The sequence below is a fragment of the Saccharophagus degradans 2-40 genome (assembly GCF_000013665.1).
GTDB classification, from domain to species: Bacteria; Pseudomonadota; Gammaproteobacteria; order Pseudomonadales; family Cellvibrionaceae; genus Saccharophagus; species Saccharophagus degradans.
The window spans coordinates 108,116-127,414 of sequence record NC_007912.1; the positions used below are offsets into that span (position 1 = coordinate 108,116).

Genomic DNA, 19,299 nt, shown 5'->3' on the forward strand with positions numbered 1-19,299 from the left:
CAGCCTTGTTCATCTGCTTATCTTCCACTCGTTACTTATTGTGAACTTATAGCTTGCTGCCTACCTAGCCGTACCTGCGACATATTGTCTCACGCGCCATCTTTGCTTTTATGCAACGGGTCTAGCGGGTATACTTGCGCTCTCCTCTGAATACTCATTTTAAGGTTCCTGAGTGTGTATTTACGCGCCACCTTGGGTGCCGTGAGCAGTATTTAGCAAAGGAATCCTCTGTACAGCATGGCATTTTGTATGCCACAAAATATGAATCGCGTTATGCAGCACACCTTATCTACGGGCAATACCAAAACCATGGACTCACTGAGTGAATTAACCAAAATCATCACCCAGGGCGCATTAGTGTGGAACAAGTGGCGTCGCGCTAACCCAAGCATAACGCCTGTACTCGATGGCATAGAGCTCACCAACCTCGTTTTAGACGGTATAGATTTTTCGGGTTTATCATTTAACAATGCACATATTACCCAGTGCAGTTTTAAAAATGCCCGCCTTATTAGCACCTCGTTTCGCGGTGCTACCTTAATTAAAAACGATTTCAGCAACGCCAAACTTATTGCCGCCAACCTGCAAGAAACAAATTTAACCGATTGTGTTATTCAAGGGGCCAGTATTTTTACGGCCAATACCCGCGGCGCGTGCATGCAAAAAATGGATTTTCGCGGCCACGATTTAGGCGGCTTAAATTTGCAGGGCTGTTCATTTGCGCGCAGCAATCTAGAGGGGCAAGTGTTAGCCAAGCTAGACTTATCTGGTTTAGATTTAGAAGATGCAAACCTTACCGGTGCAGATCTTTCTTATACAAACTTCTCTGGTGCTAACTTGCGCCGAGCAGATTTACGCGATGCAAAATTTTGTTCCACCAATTTTAAAAATGCAGAATTAAATGGCGTAGATTTACGTAAAGCCGATTTGAGCGGTTTGGAATTTGATGGCGCCGACCTAACCGGTTGCGATTTGCGCGAAGCAAAGTTGGTGGGAGCCAGTTTAGAAAAGGCCAATATTACCGGCACCAAATTGTGGAAAATAGAAATGAAGGGCTGGAAGATAGCCCACATTCGCTGCGACTTTGCCCTGTGGGGTAGCACGGGTAAATCCAAAACAACGTATCGCCGCCACGAATTTGAGCGCTTGTATACGCAAGCGGCCACAATAGAACTAAAATACCCACACCGTTTATCGTCGCAAGAAATTGCCACCATTCCCATTCTTATTGAACATTTGCAGGCAACCCACTGGGGCGTAATTCTTCGCTTAAAAACTATTGTAGAAGTTGCCGGTGGAACATTGGTTGCGTTTAATATAGAAGAATACGGCCAACTCAACCCAACCAAATTAAAAGAAGAGCTACAAAAAGAAGCCGAACGCATTTTAAGCGCGCACTTAGTGTTGCGCACCAACACCAAAATGCTTATTGAACTAAAAGAAGAAATAGCTCAAATAAAAGAACGCTTTTGGCCGCGCCTATTAGAATTGGCTGCCGAACACGAACGCGAGCAAATAAGAATGCTTACCGTAGTGTTTATGGATCTAAAAGGCTTTTCTTCCTGGGGGCAAGACGAACTTTCCGATAAGCTCGCACTGTTTCGCGGCCTTATTAAACCTATCTTAAAAAAATGGCAAGCGGGCTACCCCAATATGGAAGGTGACTCTTTGCGGGTGACCTTCCGCAACGCCTCTGCCGCACTGGCCTGCGCCTGCATGATTCAAGGCGTACTAACTGCAGCAGGTTTTGAAGTACGCGTAGGTGTAGAGTTGGGCGAAATTGCCGTGGTACACAACGAAGTTACCGAGCTTTCAGATTTAGAAGGCATTGCAGTAAGCATGGCCGCCCGCCTAGAAGCTGCCGCAGAACCCGGTCAAGTACTCGCCTCCGACCGCGTAAAACACTACAGCGAACACCGCGACCTATTCTCCTTCGAGCCAGTAAAAGTAAAACTTAAGAAAAGCATTGGCGATATTAAACAAGGCCAAGTGGTAGAGTGCTACTCGGTTAAAATGTTGAACCCACTGCAAGAAATTTAATTCGATTGGGCCAGCGTGGCTAAATACCAATACCGCTGGCCCCTTACATTTCTATCGCCTAACAAACTCGCAACCACCTACACGCTGCCAAGCCAAACCAATCGCGATGTTTTTGCGGTAGTAGGTTTACGATTATTCTGCGTGATATTCCCCTAAAGCCAAACGGAATAGAAAAATTCACTACTAAATATAAGCAGCGTTGCATAAGCAGTTTAGATTCTGCCGATGCGCCAGCGTGTTCGCGTTCGTAGTTGTTACGCAGGGTTAGCCACTGTAGGTAGGTGGTGGGTATATTGGTTAGTTGCATTTTGGTGGCTACTTTATTCCAAAATGCTAAATAGTGTGCGTGCTCTTGCTTGGTTAAGTTTTTATGTTGTTGGCGCAGTACGCGCAAAGGTTCTAAGTAAAAATTGGCGAGTACATATAGGTAGTGTGTATCGTCTAGGGCTACGTGTTTATGCCCAAGTGCCATGGTTTGGAACCATTTATTTGCCGCATCGCTATCTAACCCTTCTATAACCATAGTGCGCACGGCGTCGCGCGAGCGGCTTAAACGTTGCAGTGTATCTGCATTTAATTGCGATTCGCCAATTAAGTAGGGCGCAATAGGCTTGGCGCAAAAACCGCGAATAAACCCCACGTACGAGCCCAACCGAAATGGATTGCGGTATTTTTTGTAGTAAAGCGTGGCAATAGGGTTGGGTGAGGTCATTCGTTAAGCACTTTTTAGTGGCGTTATTGGCTGTGGTGTGAATTGCCTGCAAGTATATACCAGCTTGGAAACTAATTGGCTGGTTGTGAGTCTTAGCCTGCTTACCTATTTAATCAGTTTATTAGCACACTTATTTATATAAAGGCCCAGCACATGCAGAAGTTGATTGCCGCTGTTACTATTTGTTTTGCTCTGTTTTTACTGTGGATTATTTACCTCGCCAATACAGGCCAACCGAGCATATTTTTTGATTTTGTAAGGCGCATACCCAATGGCGATAAGTTAGGGCATGTGTTGCTATTTGGTTGTTTAACCTTGGGCGCTATTATTACTACAAGCTTTAGGTGTTTTGGTTTGTTGAGCGGCAGGCTAAAAGTGTATTGGGGTACAGCGGGGGTGTTGGTATTTGTGTTAGTGGAAGAGTTTACGCAGCAGTTTTTCCCGAGTCGTACAATGGATATAAATGATTTAATCGCAGATGCAATTGGTATTTCTCTATTTACGTTGTTGGCGTTTGTAATGAATACTTTGCGCAAACGCCAACAGGTAAACAGCTAATATTTATTTAGCAGTAAGTGTGTTTAGTGCAGGCTCAATGGTTTGCCACTGTACGCGCTTTTTGTAGCCTTCATAAAAATAGCTGTAACGCACCACGCCGGCCTTGTCGATAATTACCGCACCAGGGTAGGGTATGCCGTAGTTGTCGTCGCCGGGTTTGTAGCCGCTGTTTACTATGTTGTAGGCTTTTACGGTTGCTACATTTTGGTCGGCCAGTAAAGTAAAGTTAATATCTTTAGCTTTGCTAAATGCCGCGAGGGTAGCGGGGCTATCGTACGATACACCCACAACATTAAAGCCTTTCTCGCCCAGCGGTTTTACCCAATCTTTAATTTCTATTAAATGGCGCTTACAAAACGGGCACCAATCTGCCGACCGAAAAAACACCACCACCAAGCCCTGCTCGCCGGTTAGGCTGGCGAGTGTTTGCGGTTTACCCTGAGCATCCACCACACTCAACTCCGGCGCCTTCTCCCCAACCTTTACGCCAACCTCAATCTGCTCCTGCGCAAACGCTTGGATGGAAAAAACTATAAACAAGAATGCCATTAAACGATTCATATTTAACTCTCTTTTATTAACTAGCGATTAGTATTTAGCAATTACGATCTATCTCCCACCCACCCCAAGCCTGACAAACCGGCATTATTTCCAGCGAATTAATATTCACATGAGCAGGGCGGTTACATACCCACTGGACTGTTTCGGCTATGTCTTGTGCGGTTAAGGGTTTGGCGTTGTGATAAACCTGCTCGGCTTTTTCGTTGTTGCCTTTAAAGCGTATGTTAGAAAATTCCGTTTCTGCCATACCTGGGTCGATATTGGTTACGCGAATATTTTTACCAAGTAGATCGGCGCGTAAGTTGCGGCTAAATTGCTGCACAAACGCTTTGGTTGCCCCGTACACATTGCCGCCAGGGTAGGGCCACTTACCGGCTGTAGAGCCAATGTTTACTATGTGGCCCAAGTTATTGGCAACCATACTGGGCAATACCTGCCGGGTAAAATGTACCAAGCCTAAGCAGTTGGTGTTTATCATGGTTTCCCAATCGTTAATATCTGCCTTATCTGCACTCTCTAAGCCCAACGCCAAACCGGCGTTATTGATGAGTGTGTCTATTGGACCAAGCTTACTCGGTAATTGTTCAAAAAATGTGGCTATAGATGCGGGCTGGCTCACATCGACTTGCGCGGTATACACGTCGCATTGTTTGCCTAAGTTATCGGCAAGTTCATCCAGCAGCTGCTTGCGCCGTGCAACAAGAATTAGTGTGTTGCCTTGTTTGGCAAAAATTTTAGCGCAGGCCTCGCCAAAGCCCGATGATGCGCCGGTAATTAAAATGGTTTTTGGCATAGTCGCCTCTCAGTTAGTTGGCTGCTTGCTAGTTGTTTAATGATTGTGGTTTAGCTGGCTTATATTTTTAAACGTAAATTGTCGTTTACGGTTTGCTTGAGGTTATCAAACACACCCACATTGCTAGCGTAGGTTGGCCATTGGCTAACGACCTCTAAGGTGTGATCAATAATGTCGTGTGCGCGTTTGTCAAAATTACCTATTAATTTGCTAATGCTCATTAAATCTGCGCGAGTAAAATTATCACGTTTGCCGTTAAGCGACATTTGATGTTGATCTACCCACGCCGAGCCGGGCTTGTAGGAGTAGGCTATGTCGTATGCTGGGGCCAGACGCCATTGGTTGTTGGCATCTAATAAAAAAGCGGTGTTTTTGGTGTGGTCGTCGTGGTTACGCGCAACAATATTAAATACCATACGTTTAAAAATTTGTTCGGCATCGGCGCGCGGTAGGCGCAATTTGCGGGCGGTGGTTAGCAACTGCTCATAACTAAAGCCGCCGGGTTGTTTGTAGTCGGCGTGCTCCATGGCGCACAGGGTAAGTACGTGTACTTTTTGGTTACCTATGCGATCGAAGCGCTTAGTTAAAAAGTGCGCGCGCGGGCCGTCGTGTAGCAGTTCGCAGGGCATCATATTTATGCCAAGGTCTTTTGCCATTAGCGAGTAGGCATACTCCATTAAACCGTAGCCAAGTGGGTCGCCCCAAAGTTCGCTGTTGTGGTGCAGCTCGCTTACGCCGTCGAATTTAATTAAATAATGTTCAAACCCTGCAGGTGCATTAAGTTGGCCAGATCGAATTCGACTGCGATCTGAGTTAAGCGCTACTACGGCTTTAGAGCGCGCGCCGCCTGCGCTGGTACCCACATGTAATAAGTCAGATAAGCCGTGTTCACCGTCGGCGGGGGCATCTATGCGGGCGCGGTTGTCTATTACCCTTTGCGCCATGTTTATTAGGCTTTCTAGGTCTAGCTGTTCGGGGGCGTGCGAATCGCGGTTTATTACCGGCGAATATTCGAGCGCGCCCATGCCGCGGCTACCGGTGTACAGCAATCTATCTATGGCGCTAAAGGCGCTGGGGTCTTGGCCGCGGCTGGCAAGCCAGGCATTAATGACGGCGTTGCCAAAGTCATCGGGCAGGCTGTCGGCAAATACGGCAGGCAAGCCTTTAAAGGTGGGCTCTGGCAAAGCGGGAAAGCGGTACTTGCTCTTGGCTAGGGGCATATGCAGCGGGGCTATTTCTATGCCGCTATCGAGCCAGTCGGGGGCGTATTCGAAGGTGGCCACGCGGCTGGTGGCATCGTAAGCTAATGCGCCTACCCATTGGCCAAACAATTCTATGCGTGCAACTTGGGCTACCAATCTAAGTCTTCCTCTGGCGGGCTATGCGTGTGCTTGCTAGATGTTTTGGTTGTGGTGCGCGCGCGCTGGCGCTGTTTGCCCTGTAGTTTAAGTAATTCAATAGGGCTAAATGTTGTGGCGGGTAGCAACTTATCTAATTGCTCAAGCTCGCCCAATACGCGCATGGCTTTTATAAAGTTCACCATTTTGCCTTCGCCGTGGGCGAGTGCGCGGTATGTTTTGCGGGTAATGCCCAGCTCGTCGGCTAGGGTTTGCTGATCGATGTTTTTTTCTAGGCGCAGTTGTTCAAGCCGTTGGCCCAGCTCGTGGGCAATAGCACTGTCGGAGAGCGCGTAGCTAATAGCTTGATTTTTATGGGTCATAAATTACCCTCTATGCCAAATAAATAAGCTTTATGGGTAAATATATACCTATTGGTGGGGATAGGGAACAGCTTATTGCTTAATGGGTATATTTGTGTTCATTAGATGAGGTAATTATGGTTAATGTGTATTTTTTTACCGCTAAGCTTACAGTTTACAGCGTCATTTTGTGTCTAATTTTTGGGCCAGTAGGGATATTTGGAGTTCTACGCGTTTTATGTCGCGGGTTACGGCGAGTTTGTTTAGCTCCATCCAGTACCACATTTTCATTAGGGATATAGCCAGTACGCTTAATACGAATCCGCCCATCCAGGTTAGCTTTTCGGCAATGGCTTCGGTGGTAAAGTACTGGTAAACGCTAAAAATAAGTAGCAGGGTAAAAAACAGAATATCTGCCCATACCAGCATGATGTAAAACTTCTGTTTGCCGCGGAAGCTTTCGGTAATTAAGCGGCATTTATTCATATCTTCGATGTATGTGCTTAAAAGTTCACGATCTTCTTCGCATAATGTTTCTAAAATTTTATCGTCGATGTTAGTCATGATGACCTCCTTCCAAAACCTGTTTTAACTTATTGCGGGCGGCAAACAAGCGAGATTTCACTGTGCCTTCCGGTTTATCGATAATGCTGCCAATTTCTTGGACGCTAAAGCCTTCCATATAAAAAAGGCGAATAATTTGTTGAGCCTCTGGCTCTAAGCTGTGCAACGCCTGCTGTAGCGAGATATTCTGCGCGTGATCGGGCGTAGTGGTGCCGCCTAGTTCCACATGGGACTCGTCGTCGGGCATGGGCTGCTCGTACTTTCTGCGCGTTTGTTTGCGCCGTATCCAGTCAATGCCGCGACGCTGTAAAATTTGGTAGGCCCACTTTGGAAAAGCGGCCGGGTCCTGTAGCTGCATCAGCTTTTTTGTTATTTGCAGCATTACCTCTTGCACAACATCTTGAGCGGCTTCTCTATCTTGCAATTGCGATACGCTATAGCTGAGCAGGCGCGGCTGCCAGCGGGCAATAAGGCGCTGGAGCGCTGCTGAATCGCCCGCCTGTGCGGCAGCGACCAGCCACTCGTTTAAAATTTGTTCACTGTCGTGCTTCATTGCTACAGAGGACGCCCTAATGTCTAAAATGGTTCATTGCCCATTGACGCTGCAAGAGCACAACAATACAGTACTCCATTGGCCTAGCGATAGGCCCTAACCGCACAACCCCTGGTCACTACCCCCGATGTTTTTTGAAGCCCACCGCTATCAGTTCTTTAGGCCCCTTGTAGGCAAGTACCGCGAACAGGTGGTGGAATGCCTGCGTCTGCTGTACCAGCGCTTGTACAGCTCTAATGCCGATTACGGTCACTCGCTTTCGCGCGAGCAAGTAATAGAAATACTGGAAGAAGCACTGGTGCGCGCACCGGTAATGGAGTTGGCAGAGGGTGAAGAGGGCGCAGCGGACGAGCTTGCCCCGCAACGCTTTAAAAGTAACCGCGAACACGCCAGCTGGATACTCAAGCAACTGCTGGATTACGGCTGGCTAGAGAAGCAGGTGGATACCGCTACGCTGCAGTCGACTTACCCCTTCTCGCGTATGGGGCGATTATTTACCCAGCCGCTCGTTGAGGCCGACAGCAACCAAATTCGCACCCGCCATCGCAACACCCGCAATACGCTCAATGCATTAGAAGCGTTTCTAAACCGTGGCGAAGTGCACGACCTTTTAGATGCGTTTGAATATTCAGAGCGCATTGTTACCGACTTTACCGATGTGATTGCCGAGCTAGAAGACCGCAAGCGCCAGCTAGTGCGCGAAGTAGAATCGCAACAACTAGTGCAACAGGCAACAGACCAATTTTTTGAATTTATGGAGAAGCGTTTTCAGCCCGATGTGTCGGTTCGCCTTTCGGCTGATAGCGTAGAAAAACACCGCGACCAAATAAATAAGGCCGTGACAAAAATTCGCAGAAAAAACAAAGAATTTAATCGCGAAGTAGAAATTCAGTTGCGCCGGTTAATTCCGGAAATGGCATTGCCGGGCCAGTCGGTGTTGTGGACTATTTTAGATACCATCGAGCGCCGCATGGCCAACGCTTCCGAAATTATGCTGCCCGCATTGCGCCGCGCGCTGCATAGTTTTACCAAGCGCGCCGATATTATTATTCGTCAACTAAGTTATTTAACCAGCCAAAGCAATAACGATTTATTGCGCGTGTGCAAAGCGGTAAGTGAGCTAAGCCAAGAAGAGGCCGACGAGCGCTTAAACGCTGCGGCCGAGCATATGGCCAATATGAAACTGCAGCTAATCGACCCTGCGCAAATTAAATTGCTAGAGCGCAAGCAAACGCGCATGGTGCAAACCGCCGTTATGGAGCAACAACCGCTAGATGCCGAAGCTCAGCGCGATTTAAATATTCAGCAGTTGTTAGATCAAGCGTTTGCAATGGATAACAAAAGCCTGCGCGGTTATGTGTTTAAGGCATTGCGCGAAGGCCGCAAAATTACCAGCAAAAATTTACCTGTAGATAGCGCAAAAGATTTGCTAGCCATGGCCCACGTAATTGAAGTGGGTGGCGTAAACGGCTTAAGCAGCGACTACCAATTTATAGTAGAGCCAACCGGTAACCGCATTGAGTCGGATTATTACCACGCGCTAGACGAGTTTACCATCGAGTTAAAAACCAAAGATGATTGATACTTTTTTAGAAGAGCAGTTAAAACCTGCGGGCTTAAGCCGAGAAGAATTTTCTGAGGTGGTAATTCGCCTTTTGGATTACGGCGTAATATGCCGTGACGAAAGCCAAATAGAAGCATCGCTGTACGATCGCTATTTGCAGTGCGCCAACACCGTAGAAGATTACTTAGCCGTAATTGGTGTGCGCATACAGCACGATCGTCAATTTTGCTTTTTGCGCGTATTTCCACCCGGTGCCAATGTGCCCGGTATGGCAGACGAAGACTGCTCGCCATTTAACAGTGGCTTTCGCGCTAAACCCAATCAGCAAGAGGTGGCAGCTATTTTAGTGTTGCGCGCAGAATACGAAAAATCGCTGCGCGAAGGGCAGGTAGATGAAAAAGGGCGGGCCATGTTATCGCTAGAAGGCCTAGCAATAGCTATGAACAACCTGCTTAAACGCGCCTTGCCCGATGGCCTCGTCGAGCGCAAAAACTTGTTTCGCCGATTGCGTCAATTGCGCTTGGTGCACTTTAATACCGAAGATGAGCTGGATAACAGCGAAAGCTGGTTAAGCATTCAGCCCTCTATTACAAGCTTTGTAAGCGATGAGGTTTTATCTACCCTGTTAGACCAAAGCGATGCTTCTGTACCGGTTAACAAGCCAGCTATAAACGAAGCGGGCAAAAGCGAAGCCAACGCAATTGAAGATGAAGCCGATAAAGAAATAGAAGAAGAAAATAAAATTATTCCAAGCGCGCTTTTTGGCAGCAGCGATGCAGATAGCAGCGCAGGCGCTGATGAAGTGGAAGAAGGTGCTACCCAAAAAGAACCAGAGCAAGTAGACGAGCAACAAGCGCCGCCAGTTGTGGAAGCAAGAGCTACAAATGTAGAAGCTACAAAGGCAGAAGCAGTTAATAAAAAAACTGCAGAAGAAAAAGCAGCTGAAGCAACAACAAGCAAGCAAAAAGCCCCAGCTAAAAAAACAGCAACTAAACCCGCTGCCAAAAAAGCCGTAGCAGCTAAAACACCAGCAAAACCTGCAGCCAAGGCGGCGCCCGCTAAAAAGGCTGCACCTGCTAAAAAAGCAATGGTTGCCAAACCCGCGGCTAAGCCTGCCAGCAAACAGCCAGCTACAACTAAAAAACCAGCAGCTAAAAAGCCTACGGCAAAACCAGCACCCGCAAAAAAAGCCACAACGGCTAAAGCTGCGGTAAAAAAAGCGCCTGCTAAACCGGCCGCAACTAAAGCAACAGCCACTAAAACCCCCGTCGCTAAAAAACCAGCAAAAAAAGCACCTGCAAAAACAGCAGCAGCTAAAAAATCACCGGCTCGCAAAGCCCCAGCAAAACCTAAAGGGGGTAAAGCCTAATGTTTTTAAAGAAAGGCGTTTTTGTAAACTGGGGTAATATTCCCCACTTAGAGTTCGATTTTGGGCCAATTAATTTATTTTCTGGCGGTAACGGCTCGGGTAAAACCACAGCGGCCGATGCGATTCAAACCCTAATGACCGCCGCCCACGAAAACCTGTTTAACTACAACCCCGGGCAAGATGAAACAACTCAAAAAGGTCGCGGAGGCAAACAGGTGCGTACGCTGGCCTCTTATGTTTTAGGGTGCGATGACGGCAGCTACGCTCGCCCCTGGCCAACCGATGGCTATGTGGCAGGTATTTTCCACCCTACTCAGGGCGAAACCGGCGAAGTGTTTACCGCGGTTATGTGTATTCGCGCGCATGTAGATAGCGCAGGTAACCAAAAGCAGGCGCGGCAAGATGATTTATTTTTCGTTATTGTGCCTGGCGAAGAGCTTACCCTCTCGCATTTTGTAAAAACCTATTCCGACGGCAAACACGTAGTACCCATTAACAATATTACTACCTTACTTAAAAAAGAGTACGGCGCAAAAGCCATAGAAGTGTACGACAAAAAAGGGGCGTACCTGCGCCGCTTATACGGTGCACTGCGCGGCAGACGCGATGCGGTATCCGACCGAGAAGCCAAACACGCGGCGCGCACCTTCTCTAACTTTATGGCCTATAAACCGGTAAAAAGTATTACCGAGTTTGTTGCGCGCGAAATTCTAGAGCCAAAAGATTTAGGCGATGCAATCCGCAACGTATCCGAGTTAATGAAAACCATTAACCAAATGGAATCGGATACCAAACATATTCGCGATTCTATAGATCGCCTAGGCCAAGCCAATGGCGCAGCCAGTAAATATGTAGATACTTGGGTCGAGCGCAACCTAACCCAATACGCCGAAGCCACGCGTTTACTTAGCGTAAACCACACCAACTATATTGCCGCTAAAAACGAACAGCAAAATATTCGCGAAGGCATAGAAGAAAACGAAGAGCGTCAGCGTATTTGCGAACAGCGCAAGCAGCAGTTCCACGATGAGCGAGTTGCGTTAGAGGCACAGCGCCAAGGCATTAGCGCACTAAAAGATAAAGATCAACTAGAGCAAACTATTGCCGATCGCACCCGCGAGCTGGGCGAAAAAGCGCGGCCCTTGTTGGAGCAAAGCCAGCAGTTGGCAAAAAACCTAGACGCAACCCAAAAACTAATGGGCCAGTTGTCTGAATGTTCCCTCGCCATAGAAATTCCCCAATTAGATAGTCGCGACTTTAGAAAACAGGCGAAGGCCGTTACCGCAGCAGAAAACCAAGTAGATATAGATCTATCGCGGCTGCTAGCCAAAGACTGGGTGGGCATAGAGCAGCTAGAGCAAGATTTGGATCACATTCTATCGGCCGATGCATTGCATCGTCGCTGGGCAGAATATTTACACACCAGCGAGCGCACCGGTGGCAGCAGCAGTATTCGCGATCAAATATCGCTGTATTTATCGGGCAGCGATCGCCGCCGCCAAGATTTAATAAACAAGCAAAAACAAAAGCAAAAAGAAATTCAGCTGCTTGAAAGTAAAAAGGTAAGTTACCCCGCCTATGTCGAAACAGCGTTGGCAGCTATAAATAAAGCCTGCCCGCAGGCCGAAGCGCGGGTATTGTGCGACTACATAGAAGTGCTAGACCCAACGTGGCAAATGGCCATAGAAGGCTACATAGGCGGTGCGCGATTCTCCATTATTGTAGAACAAGCCTACGAAGCCGAAGCCATGCGCATAGTGCGCGCACTGCCCGATGCACGGCGCAACAAGGCGCGCGTTATTCAGGGTTACAAAGCCCAGCGCGATGCCGAGCGCATTAGTTTACCGCGCGACTCCATTATTGATGTAATGGCTTTTAGCCACAAAACCGCCGAATTTTATTTGCGTGCCTCTTACGGCAGCGTAGTGCGAGTAGACGATGCCGAAACACTGCGCACCACCGCGCGCGGGGTTACGCCAGAAGGTTTAGGGTCTGGTAGCTACAGCATGTGGCGCTGCGACTTAAACGACAGCGAATTGGTATTTGGCCAAGGCGCACGCGAGCGCGCATTAAAAGCCAAAGAACGCGAATATCACCAACTTACAGAAGATGCCAACAACGCAGAGCAAGATTACCAGCGCATAGCCCGCATTTTTGATTTGGTGGATGCCATTAAGCCCGTGCACTGCGGCGATTTAATCCAAGGGATGTTGGAATTGCACCGCCAAATAGGCCAGGCGGAATCGGCCTTGTCGCGCTTAGACTTAAGCGATTTTACTCAGCTAGAAGAGCAGCTTGCCAACTTAAAAGCGCAGTATGCCGAGCAAGAAAAGCAATCGCGCAACTTGGGTGAAGAGTCTGGCCGCTTAAAAGAAAAAGCGCGCCAGTGCGAGCGCAAAGTAAAAGATTACGCCGATGCCGAAGAAAGCTTGCAAACCGTGCAGGAGGAATTCGAAAAAGCGGTGTACAGCATGGCAGAGTTATACCCGCAGGTAGATACCAACCTTGCACTGCAGCAAGCCGATCAAAAAGCGCAGCAAGCGGGCAAAGATTTTAGCTTTGTGGATGAAGTAGATACCCTCACCAAACGCTTAGAAAGTGCCGAGCGCGAGCTATACAACGCTATTATGACCCATAACCAGCAGTGCAACAGCCAAGATGCCGTGGTGTACGATACCGGCGTGGGCGAGGTGCACGGCGAAGGCTTCTTCAAAGCCATACTGGGCTTAAATGAGCAGGTAGAGCTTATTCGCAACCGCTTAAAAAACAACGTGTTGGTGGATAAATTCGGCCAGCTCACTAGCCTAAAAGACAGTTTTAATACAGCGTTTGTCACAAACCTTTGCCATTCTATTTACCAGGCAATTTGCGATGGTAAAAAGATACTCGACGATCTAAACCAAGAATTAGAGCATCACCGTTTTGGTGCAGACCGCGAGCGCTTTTATTTCGGGTATGAATGGGTACCCGAATTTCGCGACTATTGGCGTTTTTTCAAAGAAGTTATCGACGTACCCAACCTAGGCGACGGCACCAGCCTGTTTGAAGCCGAACTTTCTGAAAAAGCCTGTGGCGTGCGCGACCAAATGTTAGCTATGCTATTAGATAAAGACGAAACCGTAGCCATGCGCGAGCTAAGCCGCATAAGCGATTACCGCAACTACCGTTTCTACGAAATTTATAAAGAGCCGCAGGGCAAAGCCCCTATCGCCCTAAGCCAATACGGCACTGGGTCTGGTGGGCAGCTAGAAACCCCTGCCTACATTATTCGCTCGGCGGCGGTCACATCGGCTTTCCGCTTTAACGAAGGCAATAACCACCTGCGCATGGTGTTAGTGGACGAGGCCTTCTCCAAAATGGACGAAACCCGCTCGCGGGAAGTGATTAACTATTTAACCGAAACATTGGGCTTGCAGTTACTGTTTATTATGCCCACCAGCAAATCTGGCCCGTTTATGGATTTAATTAGCAATCAGTTTGTGTTTAGTAAATGCCCCACAACTAGCCCCATAGGCGAGCTAAAAACGCGCGTGCTTGTGGATCGCAAAACCTGTAATCAAGAAAAAATTAAACAGCTGTGGGCCAACCATCGCAAAACTATTCGCAGCCAAGCCATGTTAGATTTTATGGAGGACATAACCTAAAAATACAAAGCAGTAGATTTTCGCATAGGCACATCGTCGTACCAGCGGCGTAACAGATAAAGGTGAAAATATGGGATGCGTATTAGATTCAACATTAGAGCGAACCGACGAAGAGGGATTTTTAACACGGCCGCGCTGGCTGGATGAGGAGCGATTACCCAATCGCGTGCTCGACCGCTTTTTAACTAAATTAGAAAGCGGTCAGCGTCTGTCCATGCGAGTTAACAGTAAAACCACCCCCGAGCTATTCGATTTTCAAGACGAAGATGTGCGCTACCAGTGGGAGTTGTTAAAAAGTCTCGACAAAGAATTTCATATTCTTAATATCAAGCTAGAGCGCAACAAAGCGCACCAAGAAAGCTACGAAAATGCCCGCCTGTATTTTAACCCCGATAAAGAACCGCTCGTTCGCCATTGGCTAAACCGCCCAGCTATAGACCCCTACGCGCTAGTGTGGGAAGCCGAGCTCGCGAAACAAAAACACCATTTTGACGATTACGGCCAAGCACTGTTCGAGCGCATAGTACGCCTGCCCGATCGCGGCCCAGAGCAAACCATTAAAGCCTTTGCCCGCATAGGCAAAGAGCTGCAAAAGCCCATTACATTGCGTGCGCTATCTGCCCGCTGCTTTTGGGGCGATTCTAAATTTTTAGAGCACAACGAACAATTGGTGCGCGATTTATTTCCAAGCGTAGAGCACAACATTTTACCGCGCCCAATACTTATGTGCGTTCACTTGCCCGAGCAGCTAGAGCATGTGTTGTTTGTAGAAAACCAAGATACATTTTTGGCTCTGGCCGCCGCCAACCTACCTAACTACGCACTGGTATATAGCGCCGGTTTTCGCGGCAGCGCGCTAAGAATTCGCACACCGGGCAACGCAGTGTTTAGCTTTATAAACCACAGCAATAATGCAATTAAAGATGCGTTTGAAGCATGGTGGTTTGAAGCTAATACCAAGCATGCCAGTAACAAAGATTCCAGTAACAAAGTAAGCACAATAAACCCCATTAAAACGTGGTTGTGGGGCGATTTAGATTTTGCCGGCTTCACCATTTTAAAAGCACTGCGCCAAACATTTAGCACTATAAAAGCGTGGCAACCGGGTTACCTACCCATGTTAAATAAATTAGAAACCGGTTGGGGCCATGGCCACGAAGAAAGCGGCAAAGGCCTACAAAAAGACCCAGAGCAAACCGGCTGCGAATTTACCGATACCGTACTATTACCTGCAATGCGCGAAGAGGGCGGCTTTGTGGACCAAGAAGTGGTGTCGCTAGAAGAGCTAATGGCGGTGTTAGAGCACGGTGGCAGCGAATAAGCGGTAAGCAATTAATACAATGCCAAAGTGTCGCTTTGCGCTCCAAATTTAACTAAAACGCACAAGTAAACTTGTTACATAAAACCTCTTGGCTATATTTAATATTCGTTGAATCGTTTTTAAACGGCGATTCAAACGAATAAATAAAAATATAAGTAGAGGGACTTATGCGAAAAATTACACTGCGTATTATTGTGGGCGGTTGCTTAGCCGCGAGCTTAACGGCGTCTTTATTGTTTAGTGTTTCTGCACTGGTGTAACTGCGCGGTTAATATATATCATTGCTGCTAGTCACTAGCAATTTATTACTAGTGACTAGTAAATAAAAAGCTAATCTATACGCGCATCTTCTTCAATAATTTCTTCGCTTGCAGGTGGCGGCGTAATTTCGTCGTATTGGTTTACCTCGCGCGGTGTAATACCAATGTGATAAGCAGCGAAGCCGGGTAGTACTACCTGGTTTACTGCCATACCTATAATGCGGCCATTCACTGGCGACAAAATAACTTGCCTAAAATTTGTAATGGGGTCGGTTACTACGCCTAGGGTATCGCCTTTGCGTACTTTGCCACCCAGTTTTACATCGCTAAACAAAATGCCGCCGCGATTGGTGCGTACCCATTGCGATCGATAAAAAGTGGGTTGCGGTGTACCCCAAAAGCTAATGGTATTTAGCATTTCATTTTTATCTAACAGGGTATTAATGGCTTTTACACCCTGCTCAACATGCTCTTCGTTAAGCTCCATAGGGCCGCCGGCCTCTAAAGTAACCGCAGGAATACCCGCATCCACCGCTGCGCGACGCAGTGTGCCGCGTGCGCCTTCGCTGTGTAACACCACAATGGCATCAAAGTTTTGGGTAAGGGCCACTACTTCTGGTGAGCGCAGGTTGGCTCTAAGTTGTGGCAAGTTGGTGCGATAAAACGAGCCAGTGTGTAAATCTACCAACAGGTCGCAGTGCGAAATTACTCGATTAAAAAAGGAGTAAGCAATACGCGACGCCGAGCTGCCGGTTGGGTTACCAGGGAAAAACCGATTTAAATCGCGTCTATCGGTTAAATAACGCGAGCTGCGGTGAAACCCCTGCAAATTTACAATGGGCACACCAATTACAGTGCCCGCAAGTTCTTTGGCGTCAATGTTGTATAGCACGCGTCGAACAATTTCTATGCCGTTAAGTTCATCGCCATGCAACGCTGCGGTTAAGCACAGTTTTGGCCCGGGCTTGGCGCCGTGCGCAATTAAAACGGGGGTCGGGGTTTCTATGCCTTCAAAGCTTTGGTCGGGCGACCAAGAAAGCCGAGTGGTGGACCCCTTCATAATAAGTGTATCGAGAAATACCCACGGTTCTTCTTCTTGTGTTTGTTGGCTAAGGGTATTGTCTACCGGTGTTGCGGTGCTTTCGCTTGTGGCTTGTGTCGACTCGCTTGGTGCGGCTTCTTCTGTAGGCTCTTGCGCGGTATCGGTTTCGCTAGCTTCGTTGGGCGCGGCCTCATGCGTTTCGGTTTGCTCGGGTTGGGCAGGGCTGGGTTCGGTAACATCTTTTGGCGCAGGTTTAGCGTCTTTTTTGGCTGCGGGTTTGGCAGGCGTTGCGGCCGTAGGCGTTTGTTGCTTACTTTCTTCGCCAGTAGTATTTGTTTTTGGCGCAGGGGGTGTGGGCTCTACAACCGGTTCGCTTAGGTTAATGTTTTCTGCTGTGGGCAGTGTTGCCTTGTCGGTTGCCGGTTGCGTTGGTTGTGCGGCTTCGTCTGGCTGTTCGGTTTCGGCTACTTCGGTGGCGCTAAGCTCGGCGGCGCAGGTAAGCGCAATACCAAACATCATAAGGTTAAACAGGCGCTTTACTGGTTTTGTGGTATGAGTCATAAAATTACTACAGGCTCGTAAACGTGGGATTTTTGACAACGGCTTAAGTATAGCGTGATCGCGCCATCAACAACTGGGGTGGCGTTATCAATGTTGTTATCAGTGTGTCTATCAATGTTTTTATGAATGCCGGTATCAATATAGTGTAAAGCTTATTTTCACTTTAGCGTGCGACTAATTTATTACAAATGCCATTAGCATGGCTAATGTATTCGTAAGCATTAAATTAGTGCGATTTTGGCGTGTGGTAGCAGGCAGTGCTATTTATCGGTAAACAGAAGTTTCATTAACGGCGCTTTAGTGCGCGGGGCAAGTAAATCTTCTAATGTGTAGTCGTCTAGCACGCCTAAAAAGGCATTTAATGCTTGGGCCAATATAGATTTTAATTTGCAGTTTGGGGTAATGGTGCAGGTATCCGCTTCGCTAAAGCATTCCACAATATTAAAATCTTGCTCTGTGTCGCGTACTAAGCTGCCTAAATTAATTTCATTGGCAGGGCGACCAAGGGTAAGGCCGCCATTTTTACCGCGTATTGCTTTTAAATAGCCTTTTATATTTAGCTCTTGTACCACCTTCATAAGGTGGTTTTTAGATATATTGTAACTATCAGCTATTTCTTGAATGGTGCACAACTCGCCATCGCGCAAACCGGCGTACATTAATACGCGCAAGGAATAGTCGGTAAAGCGAGTAATATGCATTAGAAACGTGTCTCGATGTGTTAAAAAAGCTAGTAATTAGCGGCTAACAACTAGCTTTTAGCGATTGATAATTAGCCCGTTCGTCCATCTGCTCTAGCGGAAAACAAGATAGGTGCGTAGATAATAACAAAAAGCGCGCAGGCGACCACCCACATAGTTGCAGCAATTGCCAAGCCTACCCTAAAGTCTACCCAACCCATTACTACCGCAAAGCGCAGTAACGCAGCTAAAGTAATGCTAATGTAAATGCCTATAGCGAAGCGGGGCAGGGTTAAAGGCCTACCGGTGTGGCCCAAACAAACCCGAGTAATTACACCAAGTATAATAGTGCCAATGGCGCCCACACCCAGTAAATGTTGCCACGCAGAGTCGCTAATAGCTGGGCTAAAGCCCGCAGCGCAACGCGTAATTAAGGCTACAACTAACCACAAATAGGCTAAATGCAATATCCACAATAGCGGCTCGCCAAGCACTAACCAGCCTTTCCATTGAATAAGTCGCAGTAAATTACTTAACCCTGCAACGCCCGCCACATAAAAAATAAGTGGGTGGTTAGGCACAATTAAATCCAATACCACCAAAGCAACCGTGCTACCAATGGCAAGCTTACTTACCCAGGGTGTGGCTGCAATGGCGTCTGGCTGCGTGTAATGTGCGTGCAAAGGGGTGTGGGCCGTGCGTGCTTTTAACCAGTTGCGGCTAAAAGCGGGTGTAATACGCCCAGCAATAATAACAATCATAACGGTTATTACATCAAACCCCAGTGCTTGCCCAGCTTTAATCCACTGGGTATCTAGCTGTGCTAAACCTATATGCATAGCGGTATTGCCCGCAGTAAGCATTACTAAAATAGCTACTAAAATAAGGTTTCTACGGTTGTTAAACTTTATAAGTGTTAGCGCTACGTAACAGGCAATAACCGGCAAAAATGCAATGTCTATGGCTGCTAATAAGTAATAGGGAATACCCGCAGCCATTAACGGCGCAGAGAAAAACAGCGCAAGCCTGCCCGCTAGCCACAGGCCAACTAACCCCGCCAAAGGCATGTTGTTAACTGGCGTTGCCGGTGTCCAATTGGTAATTGCCGTAAGTAAAAAACCCGCAATTGCCGCAGGTACAAGGCCGTATAGCATTTCGTGTGCGTGCCAGCCCACTAAATAAACCCCTACCGGTAATTGCCAGCCCAGCAGTAAAGCACCCACCCATAGCAGTACTAGCAGCGCGCCAAAAATGCCAAATAACAAAAAGAAAGGCCGAAAGCCGTGCGCAAATAGCTGCATTAAAGGGTTTATACCGGCCCCGGTAACCGTTTGGTTGGTTATGTTCATAATAAGCACCTGCATTAAAACAACACATC

The 19,299-nt window shown here is 47.6% G+C and carries 16 protein-coding genes; 6 read left to right on the forward strand and 10 right to left on the reverse strand.

The annotated features are described in order from the left end of the window. The first annotated feature begins 249 nt into the window (after nucleotides 1–249). Entirely contained in the window at nucleotides 250–2,040 is a 1,791-nt protein-coding gene (locus SDE_RS00445) for a pentapeptide repeat-containing protein (protein WP_226986458.1), read from the forward strand. 58 nt (nucleotides 2,041–2,098) lie between these two features. Here SDE_RS00445 and SDE_RS00450 read toward each other — a convergent pair whose 3' ends face one another. Beyond that, nucleotides 2,099–2,752 carry an oxygenase MpaB family protein gene (locus tag SDE_RS00450; RefSeq protein ID WP_011466576.1) on the reverse strand — a complete coding sequence of 218 codons (654 nt, stop codon included), beginning with the start codon at nucleotides 2,750–2,752 and terminating at the stop codon, nucleotides 2,099–2,101. 153 nt (nucleotides 2,753–2,905) lie between these two features. Here SDE_RS00450 and SDE_RS00455 point away from each other — a divergent pair, with 153 nt between their 5' ends. Beyond that, nucleotides 2,906–3,310, forward strand: a complete 405-nt coding sequence (locus SDE_RS00455; RefSeq protein ID WP_011466577.1) for a VanZ family protein — start codon at nucleotides 2,906–2,908, stop codon at nucleotides 3,308–3,310. Nucleotides 3,311–3,313: 3 nt separating this feature from the next. On the opposite strand, the gene SDE_RS00460 is transcribed toward SDE_RS00455, so the two are convergent. From SDE_RS00460 to SDE_RS00485, 6 genes are all read right to left on the reverse strand, one after another. Further along, nucleotides 3,314–3,871: a peroxiredoxin family protein gene (locus tag SDE_RS00460; protein ID WP_011466578.1), complete on the reverse strand. Its 558-nt coding sequence runs from the start codon at nucleotides 3,869–3,871 to the stop codon at nucleotides 3,314–3,316. Nucleotides 3,872–3,905: 34 nt separating this feature from the next. Beyond that, entirely contained in the window at nucleotides 3,906–4,664 is a 759-nt protein-coding gene (locus SDE_RS00465; protein ID WP_011466579.1) for an SDR family oxidoreductase, read from the reverse strand. Nucleotides 4,665–4,723: 59 nt separating this feature from the next. Further along, nucleotides 4,724–6,022: a type II toxin-antitoxin system HipA family toxin gene (locus tag SDE_RS00470; protein ID WP_011466580.1), complete on the reverse strand. Its 1,299-nt coding sequence runs from the start codon at nucleotides 6,020–6,022 to the stop codon at nucleotides 4,724–4,726. Continuing rightward, nucleotides 6,016–6,384, reverse strand: a complete 369-nt coding sequence (locus SDE_RS00475; protein WP_011466581.1) for a helix-turn-helix domain-containing protein — start codon at nucleotides 6,382–6,384, stop codon at nucleotides 6,016–6,018. Before SDE_RS00475 ends, SDE_RS00470 begins: the two co-directional genes overlap by 7 nt. A 162-nt stretch (nucleotides 6,385–6,546) precedes the next feature. Beyond that, nucleotides 6,547–6,927: a DUF6768 family protein gene (locus tag SDE_RS00480; protein ID WP_011466582.1), complete on the reverse strand. Its 381-nt coding sequence runs from the start codon at nucleotides 6,925–6,927 to the stop codon at nucleotides 6,547–6,549. After that, entirely contained in the window at nucleotides 6,920–7,480 is a 561-nt protein-coding gene (locus SDE_RS00485; RefSeq protein ID WP_011466583.1) for an RNA polymerase sigma factor, read from the reverse strand. Before SDE_RS00485 ends, SDE_RS00480 begins: the two co-directional genes overlap by 8 nt. Nucleotides 7,481–7,607: 127 nt before the next feature. On the opposite strand from SDE_RS00485, the gene SDE_RS00490 reads away from it, so the two are divergent. From SDE_RS00490 to SDE_RS00505, 4 genes are all read left to right on the forward strand, one after another. Then, on the forward strand, nucleotides 7,608–9,062 hold the full coding sequence (locus SDE_RS00490) for a Wadjet anti-phage system protein JetA family protein (protein ID WP_011466584.1): 1,455 nt from the start codon (nucleotides 7,608–7,610) through the stop codon (nucleotides 9,060–9,062). Then, nucleotides 9,055–10,413 carry a DUF4194 domain-containing protein gene (locus SDE_RS22980; RefSeq protein WP_011466585.1) on the forward strand — a complete coding sequence of 453 codons (1,359 nt, stop codon included), beginning with the start codon at nucleotides 9,055–9,057 and terminating at the stop codon, nucleotides 10,411–10,413. The genes SDE_RS00490 and SDE_RS22980 overlap by 8 nt, the downstream gene beginning before the upstream one ends. Beyond that, nucleotides 10,413–14,057: an ATP-binding protein gene (locus SDE_RS00500; protein WP_011466586.1), complete on the forward strand. Its 3,645-nt coding sequence runs from the start codon at nucleotides 10,413–10,415 to the stop codon at nucleotides 14,055–14,057. Before SDE_RS22980 ends, SDE_RS00500 begins: the two co-directional genes overlap by 1 nt. Nucleotides 14,058–14,127: 70 nt before the next feature. After that, on the forward strand, nucleotides 14,128–15,378 hold the full coding sequence (locus tag SDE_RS00505) for a DUF2220 family protein (protein ID WP_011466587.1): 1,251 nt from the start codon (nucleotides 14,128–14,130) through the stop codon (nucleotides 15,376–15,378). A 330-nt stretch (nucleotides 15,379–15,708) separates the two neighbouring features. Here the strand turns inward: SDE_RS00505 and SDE_RS00510 are convergent, their stop codons facing one another. From SDE_RS00510 to SDE_RS00520, 3 genes are all read right to left on the reverse strand, one after another. Beyond that, entirely contained in the window at nucleotides 15,709–17,241 is a 1,533-nt protein-coding gene (locus SDE_RS00510) for a succinylglutamate desuccinylase/aspartoacylase family protein (protein WP_011466588.1), read from the reverse strand. Nucleotides 17,242–17,501: 260 nt separating this feature from the next. Then, nucleotides 17,502–17,942 (reverse strand): Rrf2 family transcriptional regulator, encoded by a 441-nt coding sequence (locus tag SDE_RS00515; RefSeq protein WP_011466589.1) that lies wholly within the window; start codon nucleotides 17,940–17,942, stop codon nucleotides 17,502–17,504. A gap of 71 nt (nucleotides 17,943–18,013) precedes the next feature. Beyond that, a complete protein-coding gene (locus tag SDE_RS00520) occupies nucleotides 18,014–19,270 on the reverse strand; it encodes an NnrS family protein (RefSeq protein ID WP_011466590.1) in 1,257 nt (418 codons plus the stop codon). Between the last annotated feature and the right edge of the window lie 29 nt (nucleotides 19,271–19,299).

What these genes read in the sequence shown, in the direction of transcription:
- SDE_RS00445 (WP_226986458.1), top strand. Translation starts at nt 250, where the DNA reads ATGCCACAAAATATGAATCGCGTTATGCAGCACACCTTATCTACGGGC.
- SDE_RS00450 (WP_011466576.1), bottom strand. Translation starts at nt 2,752, where the DNA reads ATGACCTCACCCAACCCTATTGCCACGCTTTACTACAAAAAATACCGC.
- SDE_RS00455 (WP_011466577.1), top strand. Translation starts at nt 2,906, where the DNA reads ATGCAGAAGTTGATTGCCGCTGTTACTATTTGTTTTGCTCTGTTTTTA.
- SDE_RS00460 (WP_011466578.1), bottom strand. Translation starts at nt 3,871, where the DNA reads ATGAATCGTTTAATGGCATTCTTGTTTATAGTTTTTTCCATCCAAGCG.
- SDE_RS00465 (WP_011466579.1), bottom strand. Translation starts at nt 4,664, where the DNA reads ATGCCAAAAACCATTTTAATTACCGGCGCATCATCGGGCTTTGGCGAG.
- SDE_RS00475 (WP_011466581.1), bottom strand. Translation starts at nt 6,384, where the DNA reads ATGACCCATAAAAATCAAGCTATTAGCTACGCGCTCTCCGACAGTGCT.
- SDE_RS00480 (WP_011466582.1), bottom strand. Translation starts at nt 6,927, where the DNA reads ATGACTAACATCGACGATAAAATTTTAGAAACATTATGCGAAGAAGAT.
- SDE_RS00485 (WP_011466583.1), bottom strand. Translation starts at nt 7,480, where the DNA reads ATGAAGCACGACAGTGAACAAATTTTAAACGAGTGGCTGGTCGCTGCC.
- SDE_RS00490 (WP_011466584.1), top strand. Translation starts at nt 7,608, where the DNA reads ATGTTTTTTGAAGCCCACCGCTATCAGTTCTTTAGGCCCCTTGTAGGC.
- SDE_RS22980 (WP_011466585.1), top strand. Translation starts at nt 9,055, where the DNA reads ATGATTGATACTTTTTTAGAAGAGCAGTTAAAACCTGCGGGCTTAAGC.
- SDE_RS00500 (WP_011466586.1), top strand. Translation starts at nt 10,413, where the DNA reads ATGTTTTTAAAGAAAGGCGTTTTTGTAAACTGGGGTAATATTCCCCAC.
- SDE_RS00505 (WP_011466587.1), top strand. Translation starts at nt 14,128, where the DNA reads ATGGGATGCGTATTAGATTCAACATTAGAGCGAACCGACGAAGAGGGA.
- SDE_RS00510 (WP_011466588.1), bottom strand. Translation starts at nt 17,241, where the DNA reads ATGACTCATACCACAAAACCAGTAAAGCGCCTGTTTAACCTTATGATG.
- SDE_RS00515 (WP_011466589.1), bottom strand. Translation starts at nt 17,942, where the DNA reads ATGCATATTACTCGCTTTACCGACTATTCCTTGCGCGTATTAATGTAC.
- SDE_RS00520 (WP_011466590.1), bottom strand. Translation starts at nt 19,270, where the DNA reads ATGAACATAACCAACCAAACGGTTACCGGGGCCGGTATAAACCCTTTA.